Raw genomic sequence first — 18,125 nt, forward strand, 5'->3', positions numbered from 1 at the left:
TCCCCACTGCTGCCTCCCGTAGGAGTCTGGACCGTGTCTCAGTTCCAGTGTGGCTGGTCATCCTCTCAGACCAGCTAGGGATCGTCGCCTTGGTGAGCCGTTACCCCACCAACAAGCTAATCCCATCTGGGCACATCTGATGGCAAGAGGCCCGAAGGTCCCCCTCTTTGGTCTTGCGACGTTATGCGGTATTAGCTACCGTTTCCAGTAGTTATCCCCCTCCATCAGGCAGTTTCCCAGACATTACTCACCCGTCCGCCACTCGTCAGCGAAGCAGCAAGCTGCTTCCTGTTACCGTTCGACTTGCATGTGTTAGGCCTGCCGCCAGCGTTCAATCTGAGCCATGATCAAACTCTTCAATTTAAGTTTGATGCTCGTGAATTAAACTTCGTAATGAATTACGTGTTCACTCAGAGACTTGGTATTCATTTATTGTCCGAAGACATTAAGAATCCATGTCACTTTGAGTGCCCACACAGATTGTCTGATAAATTGTTAAAGAGCAGTTGCGACGCGCTTTAGCGCTCTGTCGCGAGGTGGCGTATATTACGCTTTCCTCTTTCAGAGTCAACCCTGAATTTCAGGATTTTTCTCTTTAATCAACCGGCTGTTTGTGTGAAGTGATTCACATCCGCCGTGTCGATGGAGGCGCATTATAGGGGGTCGTCTCAGGAAGACAAGCGGAAAAATGCATTTTTATCTCAACCGCTCATCTTTTAATCATAACGCTTATTTTTGCTGCTTTCTTATCGCCGATGGCAGGTCAGCAAGGCTATTTAACACCCAATCTGCCGCATTTTCTGCTTCGGGCGTAACGGGCTTACCGGTGCGTACCAATACTTTCGTACCAACATTTGCAGCTGCCGCCGCCTGCATATCTTCTATTTTGTCACCCACCATATAAGACGCGGCCATATCAATGTGCAGAAAATCACGCGCAGAGATAAGCATCCCGGGATGCGGTTTACGACAATCACACGCCTGACGGAACTCTTCTACGCTGCCCTGCGGATGATGCGGACAATAATAGATGCCATCCAGATCGACATCGCGGTCCGCCAGCGACCAGTCCATCCATTCGGTCAACGTCTCGAACTGCGCTTCCGTAAATTTACCGCGCGCAATACCAGACTGGTTGGTAACAACGACAAGCGCAAAGCCCATCTTTTTCAGTTCACGCATCGCGTCAATGACGCCTTCAATAAACTCGAACTCATCGATTTCATGTACGTAACCATGATCCACATTAATAGTGCCATCACGGTCGAGGAAAATTGCGGGTACGGACTTTGCCACCTTTTATAGCTCCTGAATAAGGCATGTGCCGTTAGTATCGCATGTTTCAGCGAGCAAGAAAGTGCTCATCATCGAAAGCCTGATTGATTTAGACGTCTGGATGCCTTAACATCCATTTTGTTGACGGCTTCGACCGTATCAGGCAGAAGAAAATGCCACGGCTAACTTAATTACGATAATAAATAATCAATGATTAAACTTTCGAATATCACCAAAGTGTTCCAACAGGGGACTCGCACCATTCAGGCGCTGAACAACGTCAGCCTGCATGTCCCTGCCGGACAAATTTATGGCGTTATTGGCGCCTCCGGCGCCGGTAAAAGCACACTCATTCGCTGTGTGAATCTGCTGGAACGTCCCACGGAAGGGAGCGTATTGGTTGGCGGCCAGGAGCTGACCACCCTTTCTGAATCTGAGTTGACGAAAGCCCGTCGCCAGATTGGCATGATTTTCCAGCATTTTAACCTGTTAGCTTCACGTACCGTTTTTGGCAACGTGGCGTTGCCGCTGGAACTGGACAATACGCCGAAAGACGAGATTAAACGCCGCGTCACAGAGCTGTTGGATCTGGTAGGGCTCGGCGATAAGCACGACAGCTACCCGGCCAACCTTTCCGGCGGCCAGAAACAGCGTGTGGCGATTGCTCGCGCATTAGCCAGCAATCCCAAAGTCCTGCTGTGCGACGAGGCCACCAGCGCCCTCGATCCGGCAACGACCCGTTCGATTCTGGAACTGCTGAAAGATATTAACCGTCGCCTTGGCCTGACCATTCTTCTTATTACTCATGAGATGGATGTGGTTAAGCGCATTTGCGATTGTGTCGCAGTTATCAGTAACGGAGAGCTGATTGAGCAGGATACGGTCAGCGAAGTGTTCTCCCATCCAAAGACGCCGCTGGCGCAGAAGTTTATCCAGTCCACATTGCATCTGGATATCCCGGAAGATTATCTGGAACGTTTAAAAGCGGAGCCGTATGCGGACAGCGTCCCCATGCTGCGTATGGAATTTACCGGACAATCCGTAGACGCCCCGCTGCTGTCTGAGACGGCCCGCCGCTTCAATGTGAACAACAACATTATTAGCGCGCAGATGGATTACGCTGGCGGCGTGAAGTTCGGCATCATGCTGACGGAAATGCACGGCACGCAAGAAGAGACGCAAGCCGCAATTGCCTGGTTGCAGGAACACCATGTGAAAGTAGAGGTACTGGGTTATGTCTGAGGCGATGATGTGGTTACTGGCGCGCGGCGTCTGGGAAACGCTGGCGATGACTTTTGTATCCGGCTTTTTTGGTTTTGTTATTGGTCTGCCGGTTGGCGTACTGCTGTACGTTACGCGTCCAGGGCAAATTATTGAAAACGCGAAGCTCTACCGCACACTCTCTGCGGTCGTCAATATCTTCCGTTCAATCCCGTTCATTATCTTACTGGTATGGATGATTCCGTTTACCCGTGTGATTGTCGGCACCTCCATCGGTTTGCAGGCGGCGATTGTGCCGTTAACCGTCGGCGCCGCGCCGTTTATCGCCCGCATGGTGGAAAACGCATTGCTGGAAATCCCAACCGGATTGATCGAAGCCTCCCGTGCGATGGGGGCCACGCCGCTGCAAATCGTGCGTAAGGTGCTGCTGCCGGAAGCATTACCGGGTCTGGTCAATGCCGCAACCATTACCCTGATCACTCTGGTGGGCTACTCTGCTATGGGCGGCGCCGTTGGCGCTGGCGGACTCGGTCAGATTGGCTATCAGTATGGTTACATTGGCTACAATGCTACCGTGATGAATACGGTGCTGGTATTACTGGTCGTTCTGGTTTATTTAATTCAGTTATCCGGCGATCGCATCGTTCGGGCAGTGACGCACAAGTAACATTAAACACAACACAAATGACTCATTAAGGAAATAAGCATGGCGTTCAAATTTAAAACCTTTGCGGCAGTGGGAGCCCTGATTGGTTCTCTGGCACTTGTGGGTTGCGGCCAGGATGAAAAAGATCCGAACCACATCAAAGTGGGCGTGATTGTCGGCGCTGAACAGCAGGTTGCGGAAGTCGCGCAAAAAGTAGCGAAAGAAAAATACGGTCTGGATGTTGAGCTGGTGACGTTCAACGACTACGTATTACCGAACGAAGCGTTAAGCAAAGGCGATATCGACGCGAACGCTTTCCAGCACAAGCCGTACCTGGATCAGCAGATCAAAGATCGCGGTTATAAGCTGGTTGCCGTTGGCAATACCTTTGTTTATCCGATTGCCGGTTATTCCAAAAAAATCAAATCACTTGATGAGCTACAGGATGGTTCTCAGGTAGCCGTACCAAACGATCCGACTAACCTTGGTCGTTCACTGCTGCTGTTGCAGAAAGTAGGATTAATCAAACTGAAAGATGGCGTTGGCCTGCTGCCGACCGTTCTGGACGTGACCGAAAACCCGAAGAACCTGAAAATTGTTGAGCTGGAAGCACCGCAACTGCCGCGCTCTCTGGACGATGCGCAAATTGCCCTGGCCGTGATTAACACCACTTACGCCAGCCAGATTGACCTGACGCCGGCAAAAGACGGTATCTTCGTGGAAGATAAAGATTCCCCGTACGTTAACCTGATCGTAACGCGTGAAGACAATAAAGACGCAGAGAACGTGAAGAAATTCGTTCAGGCTTATCAGTCTGACGAAGTCTACGAAGCCGCGAATAAAGTCTTCAACGGAGGTGCTGTTAAAGGCTGGTAATTTTTAGGCGGTTTCCACAATCTGTAATATCATTCAGGACGGGCGCTTGCCCGTCTTGTCATTTATGCAAGCTCCTGATTCAATATCTGACGATTAGATCATTCATTGAGGAAATATTATGCGTGCTTTACCGATCTGTTTATTGGCACTCATGCTGGGCGGTTGTTCCATGCTAAGCAGATCCCCTGTTGAACCCGTTCAAAGCACCGCAACCCCGCCAAAAGCGGAGTCGGAAAAACCGAAAGCGCCGCGTGCCGCACCGGTCCGAATTTACACCAACGCCGAAGAGTTAGTGGGTAAACCGTTCCGCGATCTTGGCGAAGTCAGCGGTGACTCCTGCCAGGCATCTAATCAGGATTCCCCGCCGAGCATCCCGACGGCACGTAAACGCATGCAGATTAACGCCTCTAAAATGAAGGCGAATGCTGTACTGCTACACAGCTGCGAAGTCACCAGTGGAACGCCAGGCTGCTACCGTCAGGCTGTTTGCATCGGTTCCGCCCTTAACATCTCGGCTAAATGAGCAGTTTTCAGTTCGAGCAAATAGGCGTTATTCGCTCCCCCTATAAAGAAAAGTTCGCCGTCCCGCGCCAGCCTGGTCTGGTAAAAAGCGCCGACGGCGAACTGCATCTTGTTGCGCCCTATAATCAGGCCGATGCCGTTCGCGGTCTGGAAGCGTTCAGCCATTTGTGGGTGATCTTCGTCTTTCATCAGACGATGGCTGGCGGATGGCGCCCGACGGTTCGCCCTCCCCGTCTCGGCGGCAATGCCCGGATGGGCGTCTTCGCGACCCGCTCCACCTTTCGCCCTAACCCTGTCGGTATGTCGCTGGTTGAATTGAAAGAGATTGTCTGTCAGAAAGAGAAAGTCATCCTGAAGCTGGGCAGTCTGGATCTGGTTGATGGCACGCCGGTTATTGATATCAAACCCTACCTGCCGTTTGCCGAGTCATTACCGGGCGCAACGGCCAGCTATGCGCAACAGGCGCCTGTTGCAGAGATGCACGTCAGCTTCACGGCCGACATTGACCAACAGCTTTCACGGCTTGAACAGCGTTACCCGCAACTGAAAACATTTATCGGCGAAGTGCTGGCGCAAGATCCGCGTCCCGCCTATCGTAAAGGTGAAGAGACCGGTAAAACGTACGCCGTCTGGCTGCACGATTTCAACGTGCGCTGGCGCGTCACCGAAGAGGGTTTTGAAGTCTTTGCGCTGGAACCCCGCTAATTTCACGCCCTTCTCTTTTGACATCCCTTTCTCGCTGGTAAACTAAATCACTTTTTTTGTGTCAGGCTCGCGTTGAGCCTGTTCGATCGTCCAACTGGAACCGTAACAACATGCGTACTAGCCAATATCTGCTCTCCACTCTGAAGGAGACACCTGCCGACGCCGAGGTTATCAGCCATCAACTGATGCTGCGCGCCGGGATGATCCGCAAGCTCGCCTCCGGGTTATATACCTGGCTGCCGACTGGCCTGCGCGTCCTGAAAAAAGTCGAAAACATCGTGCGTGAAGAGATGAATAACGCCGGTGCCATCGAGGTGTCAATGCCAGTGGTTCAGCCTGCTGACCTGTGGCAAGAGAGTGGTCGTTGGGAACAGTACGGCCCGGAACTGCTGCGTTTTGTTGACCGTGGCGAGCGTCCGTTCGTACTCGGCCCGACTCACGAAGAAGTTATCACCGACCTGATTCGTAACGAACTCAGTTCTTACAAACAGCTGCCGCTGAACTTCTTCCAGATCCAGACCAAATTCCGTGACGAAGTACGTCCGCGTTTCGGCGTAATGCGTTCCCGCGAATTCCTGATGAAAGACGCCTACTCTTTCCATACCTCTCAGGAATCGCTACAGGAAACTTACGACGCAATGTATGCCGCTTACAGCAAAATCTTCAGCCGTATGGGCCTGGATTTCCGCGCGGTACAGGCAGACACGGGGTCTATCGGCGGTAACGCATCCCACGAGTTCCAGGTACTAGCGCAAAGCGGTGAAGATGATGTGATCTTCTCTGATTCTTCTGACTACGCGGCTAACATTGAGTTCGCCGAAGCCGTTGCGCCGAAAGCGCCGCGCGCGGCTGCCAGCCAGGAGATGACGCTGGTTGATACGCCAAACGCGAAAACCATCGCGGAGCTGGTTGAGCAGTTCAATCTGCCGATTGAGAAAACCGTCAAAACGCTGCTGGTGAAAGCGGTTGAAGGAAGCAGCTACCCGCTGGTTGCTCTGCTGGTACGTGGCGATCACGAACTGAACGAAGTGAAAGCGGAAAAACTGCCGCAGGTTGCCAGCCCGCTAACCTTCGCCACAGAAGAAGAGATTCGTGCGCTGGTGAAAGCCGGCCCGGGTTCTCTCGGCCCGGTAAATATGCCGGTTCCGGTGGTGATCGACCGTACCGTTGCAGTAATGAGCGATTTCGCGGCAGGCGCCAACATCGACGGTAAGCACTACTTCGGCATCAACTGGGATCGCGATGTCGCGACACCAGAAGTCGCCGATATCCGTAACGTCGTGGCAGGCGATCCAAGCCCGGACGGCCAAGGCACGCTGCTGATTAAACGCGGCATCGAAGTGGGTCATATCTTCCAACTGGGCACCAAGTATTCCGAAGCGCTGAAAGCCTCCGTACAGGGTGAAGATGGTCGTAACCAGATCCTGACGATGGGTTGCTACGGTATCGGGGTAACGCGCGTGGTGGCGGCGGCGATTGAGCAGAACTACGACGAACGCGGTATTGTATGGCCTGACGCCATCGCGCCATTCCAGGTTGCCATTCTGCCGATGAATATGCACAAGTCCTTCCGGGTGCAGGAACTGGCGGAAAAACTGTACGGTGAACTGCGCGCACAAGGCATCGAAGTGCTGATGGATGACCGTAAAGAGCGTCCGGGCGTCATGTTCGCGGATATGGAACTGATCGGCATCCCGCACACTATCGTGCTGGGCGACCGTAACCTGGACAACGACGATATTGAATACAAATACCGTCGTAACGGCGAGAAGCAGTTGATTAAAACTGGCGAGATCGTCGATTTCCTGGTGAAAGCCATCAAAGGCTAAACACAAAAAACCCCGCATTAGCGGGGTTTTTTAATGTCCAGACGGGGTCGATACCGCAATTACTTGCTGGAACAATCCTGTCCAGGAACGAATTTAATCTCTTTATCGGCCACCAGCGTTTTTACCTGCGCGCCCGTATCCGGGTTGGCTTCCTGCGTAAAGTGGCCTTCCACCGTTAATAATACCGGTTTTTCCGCAGCGCCTCGTGCCGCCAGATAATCACGTTCCAACTGAGCATTGTTCGCCACCGGCATGCGTTTCCCGGTAGCGCAATCGATAAAGGTCGCCGCATCCGCCATATAGAAATACATGCCGCGCACCGGCATTGGCGTTACGGGCAAACTGGCAGACACCGACTCAAGCGTGTAATTAAACTGCGATTCAATCGGATTACCTTCACGATCAAGCATTTCCAGAGCGTCGCCTTTCGCACGATAGTAAGACTTCTCGCCTTTGCTGTCGGTCAATACCAGTTTATCGGCTGTACGCGCCCAGGTGCCATACGAGGCAAACGAAGAGGGTTCTTCACGAACGCCCTGATAACGTTCATTCATCACCCATGTTCCATCTTTTTCCAGGAACAAAGAGGTTTCGATCCCTTCACAGTCTGCGCAAGGCAATACGCCACGCCAGCTTTGCTGCATCGGTTTTAATTCTGCCGTCTGCGTCGGCTGTAGCGCCTCCACTTCAGTACGATTATTACATCCGATCAAGGCAAAGAGCGTACATGCTGCCGCTACTGACAATATCGCTGTTTTCACCATAAATTCCTTATGAAATGTTATCCCCGCTCGTCACTCCTGAGGACGACGAACTCTACCGCGAAGCGCCTTCACTGTGGATTTTTGTGCCTTCGATGACAACCTGCGTTCTTTCGACGCGCGCGTAGGGCGGGTTGCCCGTCGGCTTTTTTGCACTGCGGTTAATTCTTTGATGACTGCCACCAGCCGGGCGATAGCCGCCTCCCGGTTGAGCTCCTGGCTGCGATACTCCTGCGCCTTGATAATAATGACGCCATCGCTGCTAATAAGATGATGGCTGGCAGCCAACAAACGTTCCTTATAATACTCTGGCAGGCCAGAGGCCCGAATGTCAAAGCGCAAATGGATAGCCGTTGAGGTCTTATTAACGTGCTGTCCACCCGCTCCCTGCGCACGAATGGCTGTGATTTCCAGCTCATTGTCGGGAATCGAGACATTTCGGGAGATGACAATCATGAAGGCTGTTGCCATGCAGCCAGATGAATTTCCAGATTATTCTGAGAATCCGACAGCCAGATGGCGCCATCCTGAATCGTTGCCTGCAACGTCATGGTTCGGCCGGCAAAATCACTCAGTTTCGCCAGTTGCTCATCATCCAGATACCACACGGACAGGTTAGCGTACTGCGCGCATTTACTCTGGTTCTGCTGCCACCAGATTTGCGCGGCACGACTATTATAGGCAAACAGCGCAACCTCCGCAGCCTGGGTACAGGCTTTCTTAATGCGGCGCTCATCCGGCAGCCCCAGCTCAACCCATAAATCAATCCCCAGATGGTCGTTACGCAGCCATGCCTCAGGCTCATCTTCTGCGCTCAGACCACGCGTGAACTGTAGGCGCTCATCGGCATATTTAATCCAGGCCAGCAGGCGCAGCATCATGCGCTCCTGCGTTTCAGAAGGGTGACGCGCCAGCGTCAATGCCGCGTCAAGAAACTGGTTGCGGTCAAGATCCGCCACATTGACTACGGCTTTATAAATCGTCGCTTTAAGCGCCATGAGAGAACTCCTTTCGAATCAGGGACACATTGTAGCGAAATCTGCGTCAAAAGGCTGTTAACGGATGTCGTATACCTGCACCGTCAACCTGCTGATATTGCCTGGATGGGTATGTTATAGTCACCTTGCTAAACAGAGTTTATCTTCGTAGGCTTAGACTTGCATCCACGGTTAAGTCAGAGTGCTGACAGGAGGGCATGTGGAAAAATATTGTGAGTTAATACGCAAGCGGTATGCGGAAATCGCCAGCGGAGACTTAGGGTATGTCCCGGATGCGCTGGGTTGTGTATTGAAAGTGCTTAATGAAGTGGCAGCAGACGATGCCCTTTCAGAGTCGGTCAGGGAAAAGGCGGCATATGCTGCCGCGAACTTACTGGTGAGCGATTATGTCAATGAATGAAACGTATCAACCCATCAACTGCGATGATTACGACAATCTTGAGCTCGCCTGCCAGCATCATCTGTTACTGACGCTGGAACTTAAGGATGGAGAAGTTTTACAGGCGAAAGCCAACGATCTGGTGTCGCGCAAAAACGTGGAATATCTGATCGCGGATGTCGCCGGTGAAACACGCGAGCTGCGTCTGGACAAAATTACCAGCTTCAGTCATCCACAAATCGGTACTGTAATCGTCAGCGAATCCTGATTCTTTTGTTGCCGGATGGCGGTGCAAGCACCTTATCCGGCCTACTTTCCATGCGATACGTAGGCCTGATAAGCGCAGCGCCATCAGGCATTACGCGATGACGACGTCTCTTCCTTCCATTCCAGCCTGACGCCCGCTCCCTCCTCCGCCAGACCATCACAGGTAACAAAAATACCTGCGGCAGCAATCAACGTCTCGCCATAAAACAGCAGCGGCGTGGTATCCCGCCGCCAGGGCGGTACGCCCAGCTCCTGCCAGATTTTCTTTAGCTTACGCCCGCCATTGCGCCCGATAATATGCAGTAACCCAGATGCCTTAAAGCGTATGCTAACTGGCTCGTCGGCACGCGGCATGCGCAGGTCGCCTCCTGGAACGAGCCGCACCGTCCCAAGTCCAACGGGCAGCGATAACGGTGTTTGCCACGATGGCCACGGGATCACCGTCGCGCTTTGGCCGGTAACGGATTTTATCCACCATAGCTGTGACTGATAACGGCGAATGTCGTACTCGCCAAAGCGCAAGCAGGGAGCGGCGTCCTCACGCGCCAGCGCCACCTCCTGCCAGATACGTTCCAGCCCGTCTCGGGAAGGCATCGGCGCATGCTTCGCAGCCAGCCAGCGGCGCAATAGCGCAGCACGTCGCGGGCCGCTCATCGCCATTAACGGCGCTAACTGCAATGCTCCATCAGCGGTGATACAGCCCGCTAAATCCTCTGCCAGAAGCTCATCCAGCAGGCGCTCCTGTTCTGCGCAAAGCGCGGCGCTACGGGCAGTCGCTTCAGCAAAATGCGGCCAGCGTTGTTGCAGCAGCGGCAGCACCCTAAGGCGCAGGAAATTACGATCGTAGGCATCATCCTGATTGCTTTCATCCTCAATCCAGCGCAGCGCATAGCGTTTTGCCCACTGCTCCAGCGCCGCACGGGTTTCCCCAAGTAGCGGGCGGATCAGCTGCGTTCCGGCAAACGACGAGCGTTCCCCCATAGCGGACAATCCCGCCGGGCCGCTGCCGCGCTTCAACGCCAGCAAAAACGTTTCACATTGATCGTCAAGATGCTGGGCCGTGACCAGGACTTCACCGGGATGCAGCGCCTGCGCAAAGGCCGCGTATCGCGCCTGGCGCGCCTGAGCCTCAATCCCCAACCCCTCATCCTGAAGCTGCACTCGTCGGACAACCAGCGGCACCTGCCACTGCTGGCACACAGCCTCGCAATGCGTCACCCAGCTATCGGCATGAGAGCTTAACCCATGATGAATATGGATGGCGCGCAGCGTGACATCAGGCTGCTGTTCTCGCCATTGCACCAGTTGATGCAGCAGTACGGTAGAATCCAGCCCGCCGCTAAAGGCCACCAGAATCTGGCGGTATGGCAGGAGTGAGGCGTTCAGGGTGAGTGTTGTCATGATCATTGCTTAACTGTGGCACTGCCCGGCACGTTACCGGGCAGAAACCGTGATGACAAGTTTTACTGCTCATACAGTTCGAGCGGCAGTCCGTCTGGATCGTTGAAAAAGGTAAAACGTTTATTCGTAAACGGGTCAACGCGAACCGGCTCGCATTTAACGTTGTTCGCCTCCAGATGCGCTACCGCTTTGTCTACGTCTTCCACGCTGAATGCCAGATGCCGCAGACCGCAGGCCTCCGGTCGGTTCGGTCGCGCAGGCGGGAAGGGAAAAGAAAAAAGCTCAATCACATATTGCCCGTTTAACGCCAGGTCGCCTTTCCAGGAATCACGTTCTTCCCGGTACGCTTCACTCAACAGCGTGAAGCCCAGTACGTCACAATAAAACGTTTTGCTCGCCGCATAATCCGTCGCGATAATCGCAATATGGTGAACCTGTTTTAATCCCAGCATAGCGTCTCCTTAATGTGTTATCAGCACGTTACCCGCCTTGCCGTCGCGAGGGCAAGCCATCATGCCGTTTTTAAGACTCTCACTCGGTAAACGCCATCCTCATCCTGTTTTGCGCCATGAATATCGGTCTCAAAGCCAGGGTAATGGTGGCCGATGGAACACAGCATCAGCAGAAAATCGAGTACCGCACGGCTCGCTTCGGTGATCATCTCCCCCGGCATCAGCAACGGCACGCCAGGCGGATACGGCAGCACCATACTGGCGGAAATACGCCCCACCAGTTGATCAATCGCGATGGTCTCCACTTCGCCTTTTATCTGCCTCTGCCAGGCCTGATGTGGCGTCATTTTCATTTCGGGCAATGTGTCGAACGCCCGTAACATCAACCCGGAAAGATCGTGCTGGCGGATCAGTTTATGGATACCCTGCGCCAGATCCTGAATCCGCATATTACGATAAAAATCGGGATCTTCGGCGTACAGATCCGGCAGCATATTTTTAACGCGCAGATTAAGATCGTAAGCGCGTTTAAACTCCGTCAGGCCGCGCAGCAACCCCATCGCCCGGGTTTTATCAATACCAATACTGAACAGGAACAGCAGGTTATAAGGCCCGGTTTTTTCTACCACCACGCCGCGCTCATCAAGGAACTTCGCCACCAGCGCGGCGGGAATCCCCTCCTCGCTCATGTTGCCCTGCTCATCCATACCGGGCGTCAAAATGGTGACTTTCACCGGATCGAGAAACATATGGTCGGCATCCGCATCGGTAAAACCGTGCCACTCCTCGCCGGGCGCAACGGGCCAGCATTCCGCTTCATCCACCTCTTCCGGTTGCCAGATATCAAAGAACCAGCCTTCTGACTCTTCGCGCAGCCGCTGTACCTCTTTGCGAAAATGAAGCGCCCGCTCCACGGAGCGATTGATCAATCGTTTACCCGGATTGCCACGCAGCATTGCCGCAGCCGTCTCAATCGACGCCACGATGGGGTAGCTTGGCGATGTTGAGGTGTGCATCATAAACGCTTCATTAAAGGTATCTTCATCGTAATCCCCTTTAATGTGAATAAGCGATGCCTGAGACAGCGCCGCCAGCATTTTATGCGTCGACTGCGTTTCGAAGATGACTTTTCCCGGCACCCGCTCGCCGCTCATCCCGCTTTTCCCCTGATAAATCGGGTGAAAATGGGTATAGGGCACCCAGGCCGAGTCGAAATGGATCGAAGGGACATCCAGCGTTTGTTTAATCCAGTTGGTGTTGTACAGCAGGCCGTCATAGGTCGAGTTGGTGATAACCGCATGTACCGGCCACTGCGCCTGCGCCGTCTCCGAAACCTTATGTTCAATACTCTCACGCGTAAATTCACGCTTAGGAATGCCCCCCAGAATACCGAGTGCGTTGCGCGTGGGTTTCAGCCAGAGGGGCACCACATCGCTCATCATCAACAGGTGCGCGAGAGATTTATGGCAGTTGCGGTCAATCAGCAGCGTGCTGCCCGACGGCGCCGCGTACATGCCGACAATTTTGTTCGATGTGGAGGTGCCGTTGGTCACCATATAACTCTGCTCGGCGCCGAAGGTGCGGGCAATATACTCTTCCGCCTCCAGGTGCGGCCCGGTATGGTCCAGCAGCGACCCCAGTTCGGTCACGGAAATAGACACATCCGCTTTTAGCGTATTCCCCCCGAAGAAGTCATAAAACAGACAGCCAATCGGGCTTTTCTGGTAAGCGGTTCCCGCCATATGCCCCGGCGTGCAAAAGGTGTATTTTCCCTCTTTCACATAGGTAAACAGCGCCCGGGTGAACGGCGGCGTGATGTTATCAAGGTATTCATTCGTATACTGGCGGATGCGCGTCGCAATATCTTCTGACTGGCCGAGCGCGTATTCAAAAAACCACAGTGCCATACGCATATCATGCACGCTGACATCCATCGTCGAATGCGTATTGATAAACGCATACAACGGCAGGTATTCATTTAGCTGGTTGATATCGCTACACAAATCGAGGCTGTACTCATCCCAGTCAAAAATGACGCCACAGATTCGCGGATTGTGTTCAATGAATTTCAGCAGGTCGACGCTATTTTGCGGCCAGATAATCTGAAACCCCTGCGACTGTAGGGCAAGCTCAAGTTCCTTGATGGGTTCGTCTTTATAAAAAACGCCATGCGGCCCCATGATGGCAATGATATTCATGCGTTCCTCCTGGAAAAACCTTAGCTAATCATAGCCTGGTCAAACCGCAGATAAAAAAAAGGGCCACAAAATGTGACCCTTTTTACTCCATGTCCGATAAGCGCAAGCGCCATCAGGCATTGATGATGTTTACGCGTAGCCGTAGCTCATCAGGCGCTGATAACGACGGTTTTTCAAATCGTCTTTGCTCAACACGTCGAGATCGGCGAGATCAGCCAGCAGTTGCGCTTTCAGAGAAGCCGCCATCGCTTCCGGGTTACGGTGCGCGCCACCCAGCGGTTCCTGAATGATGGAATCAATCAGCTTCAGCTCTTTCAGGCGCGGCGCGATAATACCCATCGCTTCGGCAGCCAGCGGCGCTTTGTCCGCGCTTTTCCACAGAATGGACGCACAGCCTTCCGGGGAGATAACGGAATAGGTGCTGTACTGCAACATATTCACTTTATCGCCCACGCCAATCGCCAGCGCGCCGCCGGAACCCCCTTCGCCGATAACGGTACAAATCACCGGTACGCTCAGGCGTGACATTTCACGCAGGTTACGTGCGATCGCTTCAGACTGACCGCGTTCTTCCGCCCCCACGCCAGGGTAAGCGCCAGGGGTGTCGATAAAGGTAATGATCGGCATGTTGAAACGCTCAGCCATTTCCATCAGACGCAGCGCTTTGCGGTACCCTTCAGGTGCCGGCATGCCGAAGTTACGACGGATTTTCTCTTTTGTTTCACGGCCTTTCTGATGACCAATAATCATCACTGGACGACCATCCAGACGCGCGATGCCGCCGACGATAGCTTTATCATCCGCATAGGCGCGATCGCCCGCCAGTTCGTCAAATTCATCAAACGCCAGGCGAACATAATCCAGGGTGTATGGACGTTGCGGATGGCGCGCCAGTTGAGCAACCTGCCATGCGCCAAGATCGGCAAAGATTTTGCGCGTCAGTTCTACGCTTTTTTCACGCAGACGATGCACTTCTTCATCGATATTAATATCCAGTTTCTCGTCCTGGCGGCTTACCGCTGTCAGAGAATCGATTTTCGCTTCCAGCTCTGCAATCGGCTGTTCAAAATCAAGGAAATTCAGACTCATAGTATTCCTGTATTAGTCAAACTCCAGTTCCACCTGCTCCGAACCAATGAGGCCACGGAGATCGTTTAGCAAACGATCGCTCGGAGAGACACGCCACGTCGCGCCAAAACGCAACCGCGCGCGTGCATCCGCCCTCTGATAGTAGAGATGTACTGGAATTGTCCCCGAGCGGTGGGGTTCCAGAGACTGACGGAGTCGGTTTAAAAGCTGGTCATCAATTTGCCTGTCCGTCAGCGAGATAGCAAGCCCGCGAGCATATTTTTCCCGGGCTTCGTCAATATCCATGACTTCACGGGCCATCATTTTAAGCCCGCCGCTGAAGTCATCAAAGCTGACCTGTCCGCTGACGATAAGTATGCGGTCTTTTTCCAGCAATTGCTGATATTTATCCAGAGCGTCGGTAAACAGCATAACTTCCAGACGTCCAGAGCGGTCATCCAGCGTACAGATGCCGATACGATTGCCGCGCTTGGTGACCATAACCCTTGCAGCAATCACGAGCCCCGCAGCCGTGGTGACTTTACCACGTTCTGTCGGATGCATGTCTTTCAGCCGGTAGCCTCCGACATAGCGCTCAATTTCTTTTAAATACTGATTGATAGGGTGTCCCGTCAGGTAAAGCCCCAACGTTTCACGTTCCCCGTCCAGCACCACCTGTTCCGGCCACGGCTGGCAGCTGGCATAGGATTGTTCAATTTGTTCCGGCTCTTCCGCCAGTACGCCAAACATATCCGCCTGCCCGATCGCTTCCGCTTTGGCATGCTGATCGGCGGCTTTCAACGCGTCGCCCAGCGAGTTCATCAGCGCGGCGCGGTGCGGCCCCAGGCGGTCAAACGCCCCGGACATGATCAGTTTTTCCAGTACCCGGCGGTTGAGCTTTTTCGTGTCCGTGCGGGCACATAAATCAAACAGCTCGCGGAAGTAACCGTCTTTATTGCGCGCCTCGATGATAGCTTCAATCGGGCCTTCACCCACGCCTTTGATCGCGCCGATGCCGTAAACAATTTCGCCGTCGTCGTTAACGTGGAAGTGATACAGCCCTGAGTTGATATCCGGCGGCAGGATTTTAAGCCCCATGCGCCAGCATTCATCCACCAGACCGACCACTTTTTCGGTGTTGTCCATATCGGCGGTCATTACCGCCGCCATAAACTCTGCCGGGTAGTGCGCTTTCAGCCACAGCGTCTGGTAAGACACCAGCGCATAGGCGGCGGAGTGCGATTTGTTAAACCCGTACCCGGCGAACTTTTCCACCAGGTCGAAGATTTTTATCGCCAGCTCGCCGTCGATGCCGTTCTTTCTGGCGCCCTCTTCAAAGACGGAACGTTGTTTCGCCATCTCTTCCGGCTTTTTCTTACCCATCGCACGACGCAGCATATCCGCGCCGCCAAGGGTGTAACCGGAAAGCACCTGGGCAATCTGCATAACCTGTTCCTGGTACAGGATGATGCCGTAGGTCGGCTCCAGTACGGGTTTCAGGCTTTCATGCTGCCATTGCACGTCTGGATAGGAAATCTCTTCACGGCCATGCTTACGGTCGATGAAGTTATCCACCATGCCCGACTGCAACGGGCCGGGGCGGAACAACGCCACCAGCGCGATCATATCTTCGAAGCAGTCAGGTTGCAGACGCTTAATCAGATCTTTCATGCCACGGGATTCAAGCTGGAAGACCGCCGTGGTTTCCGAGCGTTGCAGCATGTCGAAACTTTTCTTGTCATCCAGCGGGATCGCCGCGATATCCAACGGCGGTTCGCCATTCTTCTCGCGGCGGGCGTTGATCATCTCCAGCGCCCAGTTAATGATGGTGAGCGTGCGCAGCCCCAGGAAGTCGAATTTGACCAGCCCGGCGTATTCCACGTCGTTTTTATCAAACTGCGTTACCGGGTGCTGACCGGCCTCATCACAGTACAGCGGCGCAAAATCGGTGATTTTGGTCGGCGCGATAACCACGCCACCGGCGTGCTTACCGGCGTTACGCGTGACGCCTTCCAGCTTGCGCGCCATATCGATCAGCGCTTTAACTTCCTCATCCGCCTCGTAAATTTCCGGCAGTTGCGGTTCCGCCTCAAACGCTTTCGCCAGCGTCATGCCTGGGTCAGGCGGCACCAGCTTCGAGATACGATCCACGAAACCGTACGGGTGCCCCAGCACGCGCCCCACGTCGCGGATAACCGCTTTCGCCGCCATCGTACCGAAGGTAATAATCTGAGATACCGCATCGCGGCCGTACATATCCGCTACGTGTTCGATAACCTGGTCGCGTTTCTCCATACAGAAGTCAACGTCGAAGTCAGGCATGGAGACACGTTCCGGGTTAAGGAAACGTTCGAACAGCAGGTCGAATTCCAGTGGATCAAGGTCGGTAATTTTCAGCGCATAGGCCACCAGCGACCCCGCACCGGAACCGCGCCCCGGCCCTACCGGTACGCCGTTATCTTTCGACCACTGGATAAACTCCATCACGATGAGGAAGTAGCCAGGGAACCCCATCTGGTTAATAACCTGAAGTTCAATGTCCAGACGTTCGTCATAGGGGGGACGCTTCTCTTTACGCACCGCTTCGTCAGGGAACAGGAATTCGAGACGTTCTTCCAGACCCTCTTTCGATTTCTTGACCAGGAAGTCTTCGGTGGTCATGTCGCCCGTCGGAAACTGCGGCAGGAAGTATTCGCCCAGACGGACGGTCACGTTACAGCGTTTGGCTATCTCAACGCTGTTTTCCAGCGCTTCCGGGATGTCGGAGAACAGCTCGCACATCTCGTCTTCGCTACGCATATATTGCTGCGGCGAGTAGTTACGCGGGCGTTTAGGATCGTCGAGCGTAAAACCATCGTGAATAGCCACGCGGATTTCGTGCGCGTCAAAGTCCTCGCTGTTAATAAAGCGGACATCATTCGTTGCGACAACCGGCAAGCCACGCGTTTCCGCCAGCTCAACCGCCGCATGCAGATACGTTTCCTCATCCTGCCGACCCGTGCGGATCAGCTCCAGATAGTAGCGGTCGGAGAAATGTTCTTCATAGAAGGCGACGCATTCGTCCACCAGCGCACTGTTGCCGCGCAACAAACTGCGGCCCACATCGCCCATCCGGCCACCGGAAAGCAAAATCAGACCGTCTTTTAATTCAGTCAGCCATTCCCTGTCGATCACCGGCCCTTCTGCGCCGTAGCCACGCTGATAGGCTTTTGAGATCAACAGAGTAAGATTCTGATAGCCCGTATTATTTGCCGCCAGCACGGTCAACTGGCAGAGTTCATCTCCCAGCGGAGTGCCGCGAACATGGAAATCAGCGCCGACAATGGGCTTAATCCCTGCGCCGTGGCCCGTTCCGTAGAACTTCACCAGACCGCAAAGGTTGGTAAAATCGGTGATCGCCAGCGCAGGCATGCCTAACGCAGCCGCCTTTTTTACCAGCGGCCCGGTTTTCGCCAGCCCATCGATCATGGAGTAGTCGCTGTGCACCCGCAGGTGGACGAAACGTGGTTCAGACATCTTCAGATTCC

The 18,125-nt window shown here is 53.8% G+C and carries 17 protein-coding genes and 1 rRNA gene; 8 read left to right on the plus strand and 10 right to left on the minus strand.

The annotated features are described in order from the left end of the window. A 16S ribosomal RNA gene (locus tag OGX80_RS00740) occupies positions 1 to 363 on the minus strand; the annotation flags it as partial. A 366-nt stretch (positions 364 to 729) separates the two neighbouring features. Then, positions 730 to 1,296, minus strand: coding sequence for a D-glycero-beta-D-manno-heptose 1,7-bisphosphate 7-phosphatase (gmhB, locus tag OGX80_RS00745; RefSeq protein WP_047458784.1), 567 nt, complete (start codon positions 1,294 to 1,296; stop codon positions 730 to 732). Positions 1,297 to 1,485: 189 nt separating this feature from the next. Here gmhB and metN point away from each other — a divergent pair, with 189 nt between their 5' ends. The 6 genes from metN to proS all read left to right on the plus strand — a co-directional run bounded on the left by metN (position 1,486) and on the right by proS (position 7,074). Then, complete coding sequence (metN, locus tag OGX80_RS00750; RefSeq protein WP_012133957.1) at positions 1,486 to 2,517, plus strand: methionine ABC transporter ATP-binding protein MetN; 1,032 nt, start codon at positions 1,486 to 1,488, stop codon at positions 2,515 to 2,517. Next, entirely contained in the window at positions 2,510 to 3,163 is a 654-nt protein-coding gene (locus OGX80_RS00755) for a methionine ABC transporter permease MetI (protein ID WP_012133958.1), read from the plus strand. Before metN ends, OGX80_RS00755 begins: the two co-directional genes overlap by 8 nt. 39 nt (positions 3,164 to 3,202) lie before the next feature. Then, a complete protein-coding gene (gene metQ / locus OGX80_RS00760) occupies positions 3,203 to 4,018 on the plus strand; it encodes a methionine ABC transporter substrate-binding lipoprotein MetQ (RefSeq protein ID WP_012133959.1) in 816 nt (271 codons plus the stop codon). 118 nt (positions 4,019 to 4,136) lie between these two features. Continuing rightward, the gene (gene rcsF / locus OGX80_RS00765; protein WP_012133960.1) at positions 4,137 to 4,541 is read left to right on the plus strand and encodes an envelope stress sensor lipoprotein RcsF; all 405 of its coding nucleotides are present in this window, start codon (positions 4,137 to 4,139) and stop codon (positions 4,539 to 4,541) included. After that, the gene (gene tsaA / locus OGX80_RS00770) at positions 4,538 to 5,245 is read left to right on the plus strand and encodes a tRNA (N6-threonylcarbamoyladenosine(37)-N6)-methyltransferase TrmO (RefSeq protein WP_024130680.1); all 708 of its coding nucleotides are present in this window, start codon (positions 4,538 to 4,540) and stop codon (positions 5,243 to 5,245) included. The genes rcsF and tsaA overlap by 4 nt, the downstream gene beginning before the upstream one ends. Positions 5,246 to 5,355: 110 nt before the next feature. Beyond that, on the plus strand, positions 5,356 to 7,074 hold the full coding sequence (gene proS / locus OGX80_RS00775; protein ID WP_012133963.1) for a proline--tRNA ligase: 1,719 nt from the start codon (positions 5,356 to 5,358) through the stop codon (positions 7,072 to 7,074). Between the two features lie 59 nt (positions 7,075 to 7,133). Here proS and nlpE read toward each other — a convergent pair whose 3' ends face one another. From nlpE to OGX80_RS00790, 3 genes are read right to left on the minus strand one after another with little or no spacing between them, the layout of a single operon-like run. After that, positions 7,134 to 7,838, minus strand: a complete 705-nt coding sequence (nlpE, locus tag OGX80_RS00780) for an envelope stress response activation lipoprotein NlpE (protein ID WP_115181970.1) — start codon at positions 7,836 to 7,838, stop codon at positions 7,134 to 7,136. Positions 7,839 to 7,868: 30 nt separating this feature from the next. Continuing rightward, positions 7,869 to 8,291: an alternative ribosome rescue aminoacyl-tRNA hydrolase ArfB gene (gene arfB / locus OGX80_RS00785; RefSeq protein ID WP_012133965.1), complete on the minus strand. Its 423-nt coding sequence runs from the start codon at positions 8,289 to 8,291 to the stop codon at positions 7,869 to 7,871. Further along, positions 8,288 to 8,833, minus strand: coding sequence for a YaeQ family protein (locus tag OGX80_RS00790; protein WP_012133966.1), 546 nt, complete (start codon positions 8,831 to 8,833; stop codon positions 8,288 to 8,290). The genes arfB and OGX80_RS00790 overlap by 4 nt, the downstream gene beginning before the upstream one ends. Before the next feature lie 199 nt (positions 8,834 to 9,032). Here OGX80_RS00790 and OGX80_RS00795 point away from each other — a divergent pair, with 199 nt between their 5' ends. Together OGX80_RS00795 and rof are read left to right on the plus strand one after the other, a co-directional pair. After that, positions 9,033 to 9,233: a YaeP family protein gene (locus OGX80_RS00795; RefSeq protein ID WP_012133967.1), complete on the plus strand. Its 201-nt coding sequence runs from the start codon at positions 9,033 to 9,035 to the stop codon at positions 9,231 to 9,233. Next, positions 9,220 to 9,480, plus strand: a complete 261-nt coding sequence (gene rof / locus OGX80_RS00800; RefSeq protein WP_024130681.1) for a Rho-binding antiterminator — start codon at positions 9,220 to 9,222, stop codon at positions 9,478 to 9,480. The genes OGX80_RS00795 and rof overlap by 14 nt, the downstream gene beginning before the upstream one ends. An 83-nt stretch (positions 9,481 to 9,563) precedes the next feature. Here the strand turns inward: rof and tilS are convergent, their stop codons facing one another. The 5 genes from tilS to dnaE form a co-directional block, all read right to left on the minus strand. Beyond that, positions 9,564 to 10,880, minus strand: coding sequence for a tRNA lysidine(34) synthetase TilS (gene tilS / locus OGX80_RS00805; protein ID WP_049007928.1), 1,317 nt, complete (start codon positions 10,878 to 10,880; stop codon positions 9,564 to 9,566). Positions 10,881 to 10,942: 62 nt separating this feature from the next. Further along, complete coding sequence (locus OGX80_RS00810) at positions 10,943 to 11,332, minus strand: VOC family protein (RefSeq protein WP_115181971.1); 390 nt, start codon at positions 11,330 to 11,332, stop codon at positions 10,943 to 10,945. A 59-nt stretch (positions 11,333 to 11,391) separates the two neighbouring features. Further along, entirely contained in the window at positions 11,392 to 13,530 is a 2,139-nt protein-coding gene (gene ldcC / locus OGX80_RS00815) for a lysine decarboxylase LdcC (protein WP_012133971.1), read from the minus strand. Positions 13,531 to 13,659: 129 nt separating this feature from the next. Further along, a complete protein-coding gene (gene accA, locus OGX80_RS00820; protein ID WP_012133972.1) occupies positions 13,660 to 14,619 on the minus strand; it encodes an acetyl-CoA carboxylase carboxyl transferase subunit alpha in 960 nt (319 codons plus the stop codon). Positions 14,620 to 14,631: 12 nt separating this feature from the next. Next, positions 14,632 to 18,114, minus strand: a complete 3,483-nt coding sequence (dnaE, locus tag OGX80_RS00825; RefSeq protein ID WP_024130683.1) for a DNA polymerase III subunit alpha — start codon at positions 18,112 to 18,114, stop codon at positions 14,632 to 14,634. Between the last annotated feature and the right edge of the window lie 11 nt (positions 18,115 to 18,125).

Source organism: Citrobacter sp. CK194 (assembly GCF_030333395.1).
Classification (GTDB): Bacteria; Pseudomonadota; Gammaproteobacteria; order Enterobacterales; family Enterobacteriaceae; genus Citrobacter_B; species Citrobacter_B koseri.

Coding starts and splice junctions, on each gene's coding strand:
- metN (WP_012133957.1), top strand. CDS start 1,486: ATGATTAAACTTTCGAATATCACCAAAGTGTTCCAACAGGGGACTCGC.
- OGX80_RS00755 (WP_012133958.1), top strand. CDS start 2,510: ATGTCTGAGGCGATGATGTGGTTACTGGCGCGCGGCGTCTGGGAAACG.
- metQ (WP_012133959.1), top strand. CDS start 3,203: ATGGCGTTCAAATTTAAAACCTTTGCGGCAGTGGGAGCCCTGATTGGT.
- rcsF (WP_012133960.1), top strand. CDS start 4,137: ATGCGTGCTTTACCGATCTGTTTATTGGCACTCATGCTGGGCGGTTGT.
- tsaA (WP_024130680.1), top strand. CDS start 4,538: ATGAGCAGTTTTCAGTTCGAGCAAATAGGCGTTATTCGCTCCCCCTAT.
- proS (WP_012133963.1), top strand. CDS start 5,356: ATGCGTACTAGCCAATATCTGCTCTCCACTCTGAAGGAGACACCTGCC.
- nlpE (WP_115181970.1), bottom strand. CDS start 7,838: ATGGTGAAAACAGCGATATTGTCAGTAGCGGCAGCATGTACGCTCTTT.
- arfB (WP_012133965.1), bottom strand. CDS start 8,291: ATGATTGTCATCTCCCGAAATGTCTCGATTCCCGACAATGAGCTGGAA.
- OGX80_RS00790 (WP_012133966.1), bottom strand. CDS start 8,833: ATGGCGCTTAAAGCGACGATTTATAAAGCCGTAGTCAATGTGGCGGAT.
- rof (WP_024130681.1), top strand. CDS start 9,220: ATGTCAATGAATGAAACGTATCAACCCATCAACTGCGATGATTACGAC.
- tilS (WP_049007928.1), bottom strand. CDS start 10,880: ATGACAACACTCACCCTGAACGCCTCACTCCTGCCATACCGCCAGATT.
- OGX80_RS00810 (WP_115181971.1), bottom strand. CDS start 11,332: ATGCTGGGATTAAAACAGGTTCACCATATTGCGATTATCGCGACGGAT.
- ldcC (WP_012133971.1), bottom strand. CDS start 13,530: ATGAATATCATTGCCATCATGGGGCCGCATGGCGTTTTTTATAAAGAC.
- accA (WP_012133972.1), bottom strand. CDS start 14,619: ATGAGTCTGAATTTCCTTGATTTTGAACAGCCGATTGCAGAGCTGGAA.
- dnaE (WP_024130683.1), bottom strand. CDS start 18,114: ATGTCTGAACCACGTTTCGTCCACCTGCGGGTGCACAGCGACTACTCC.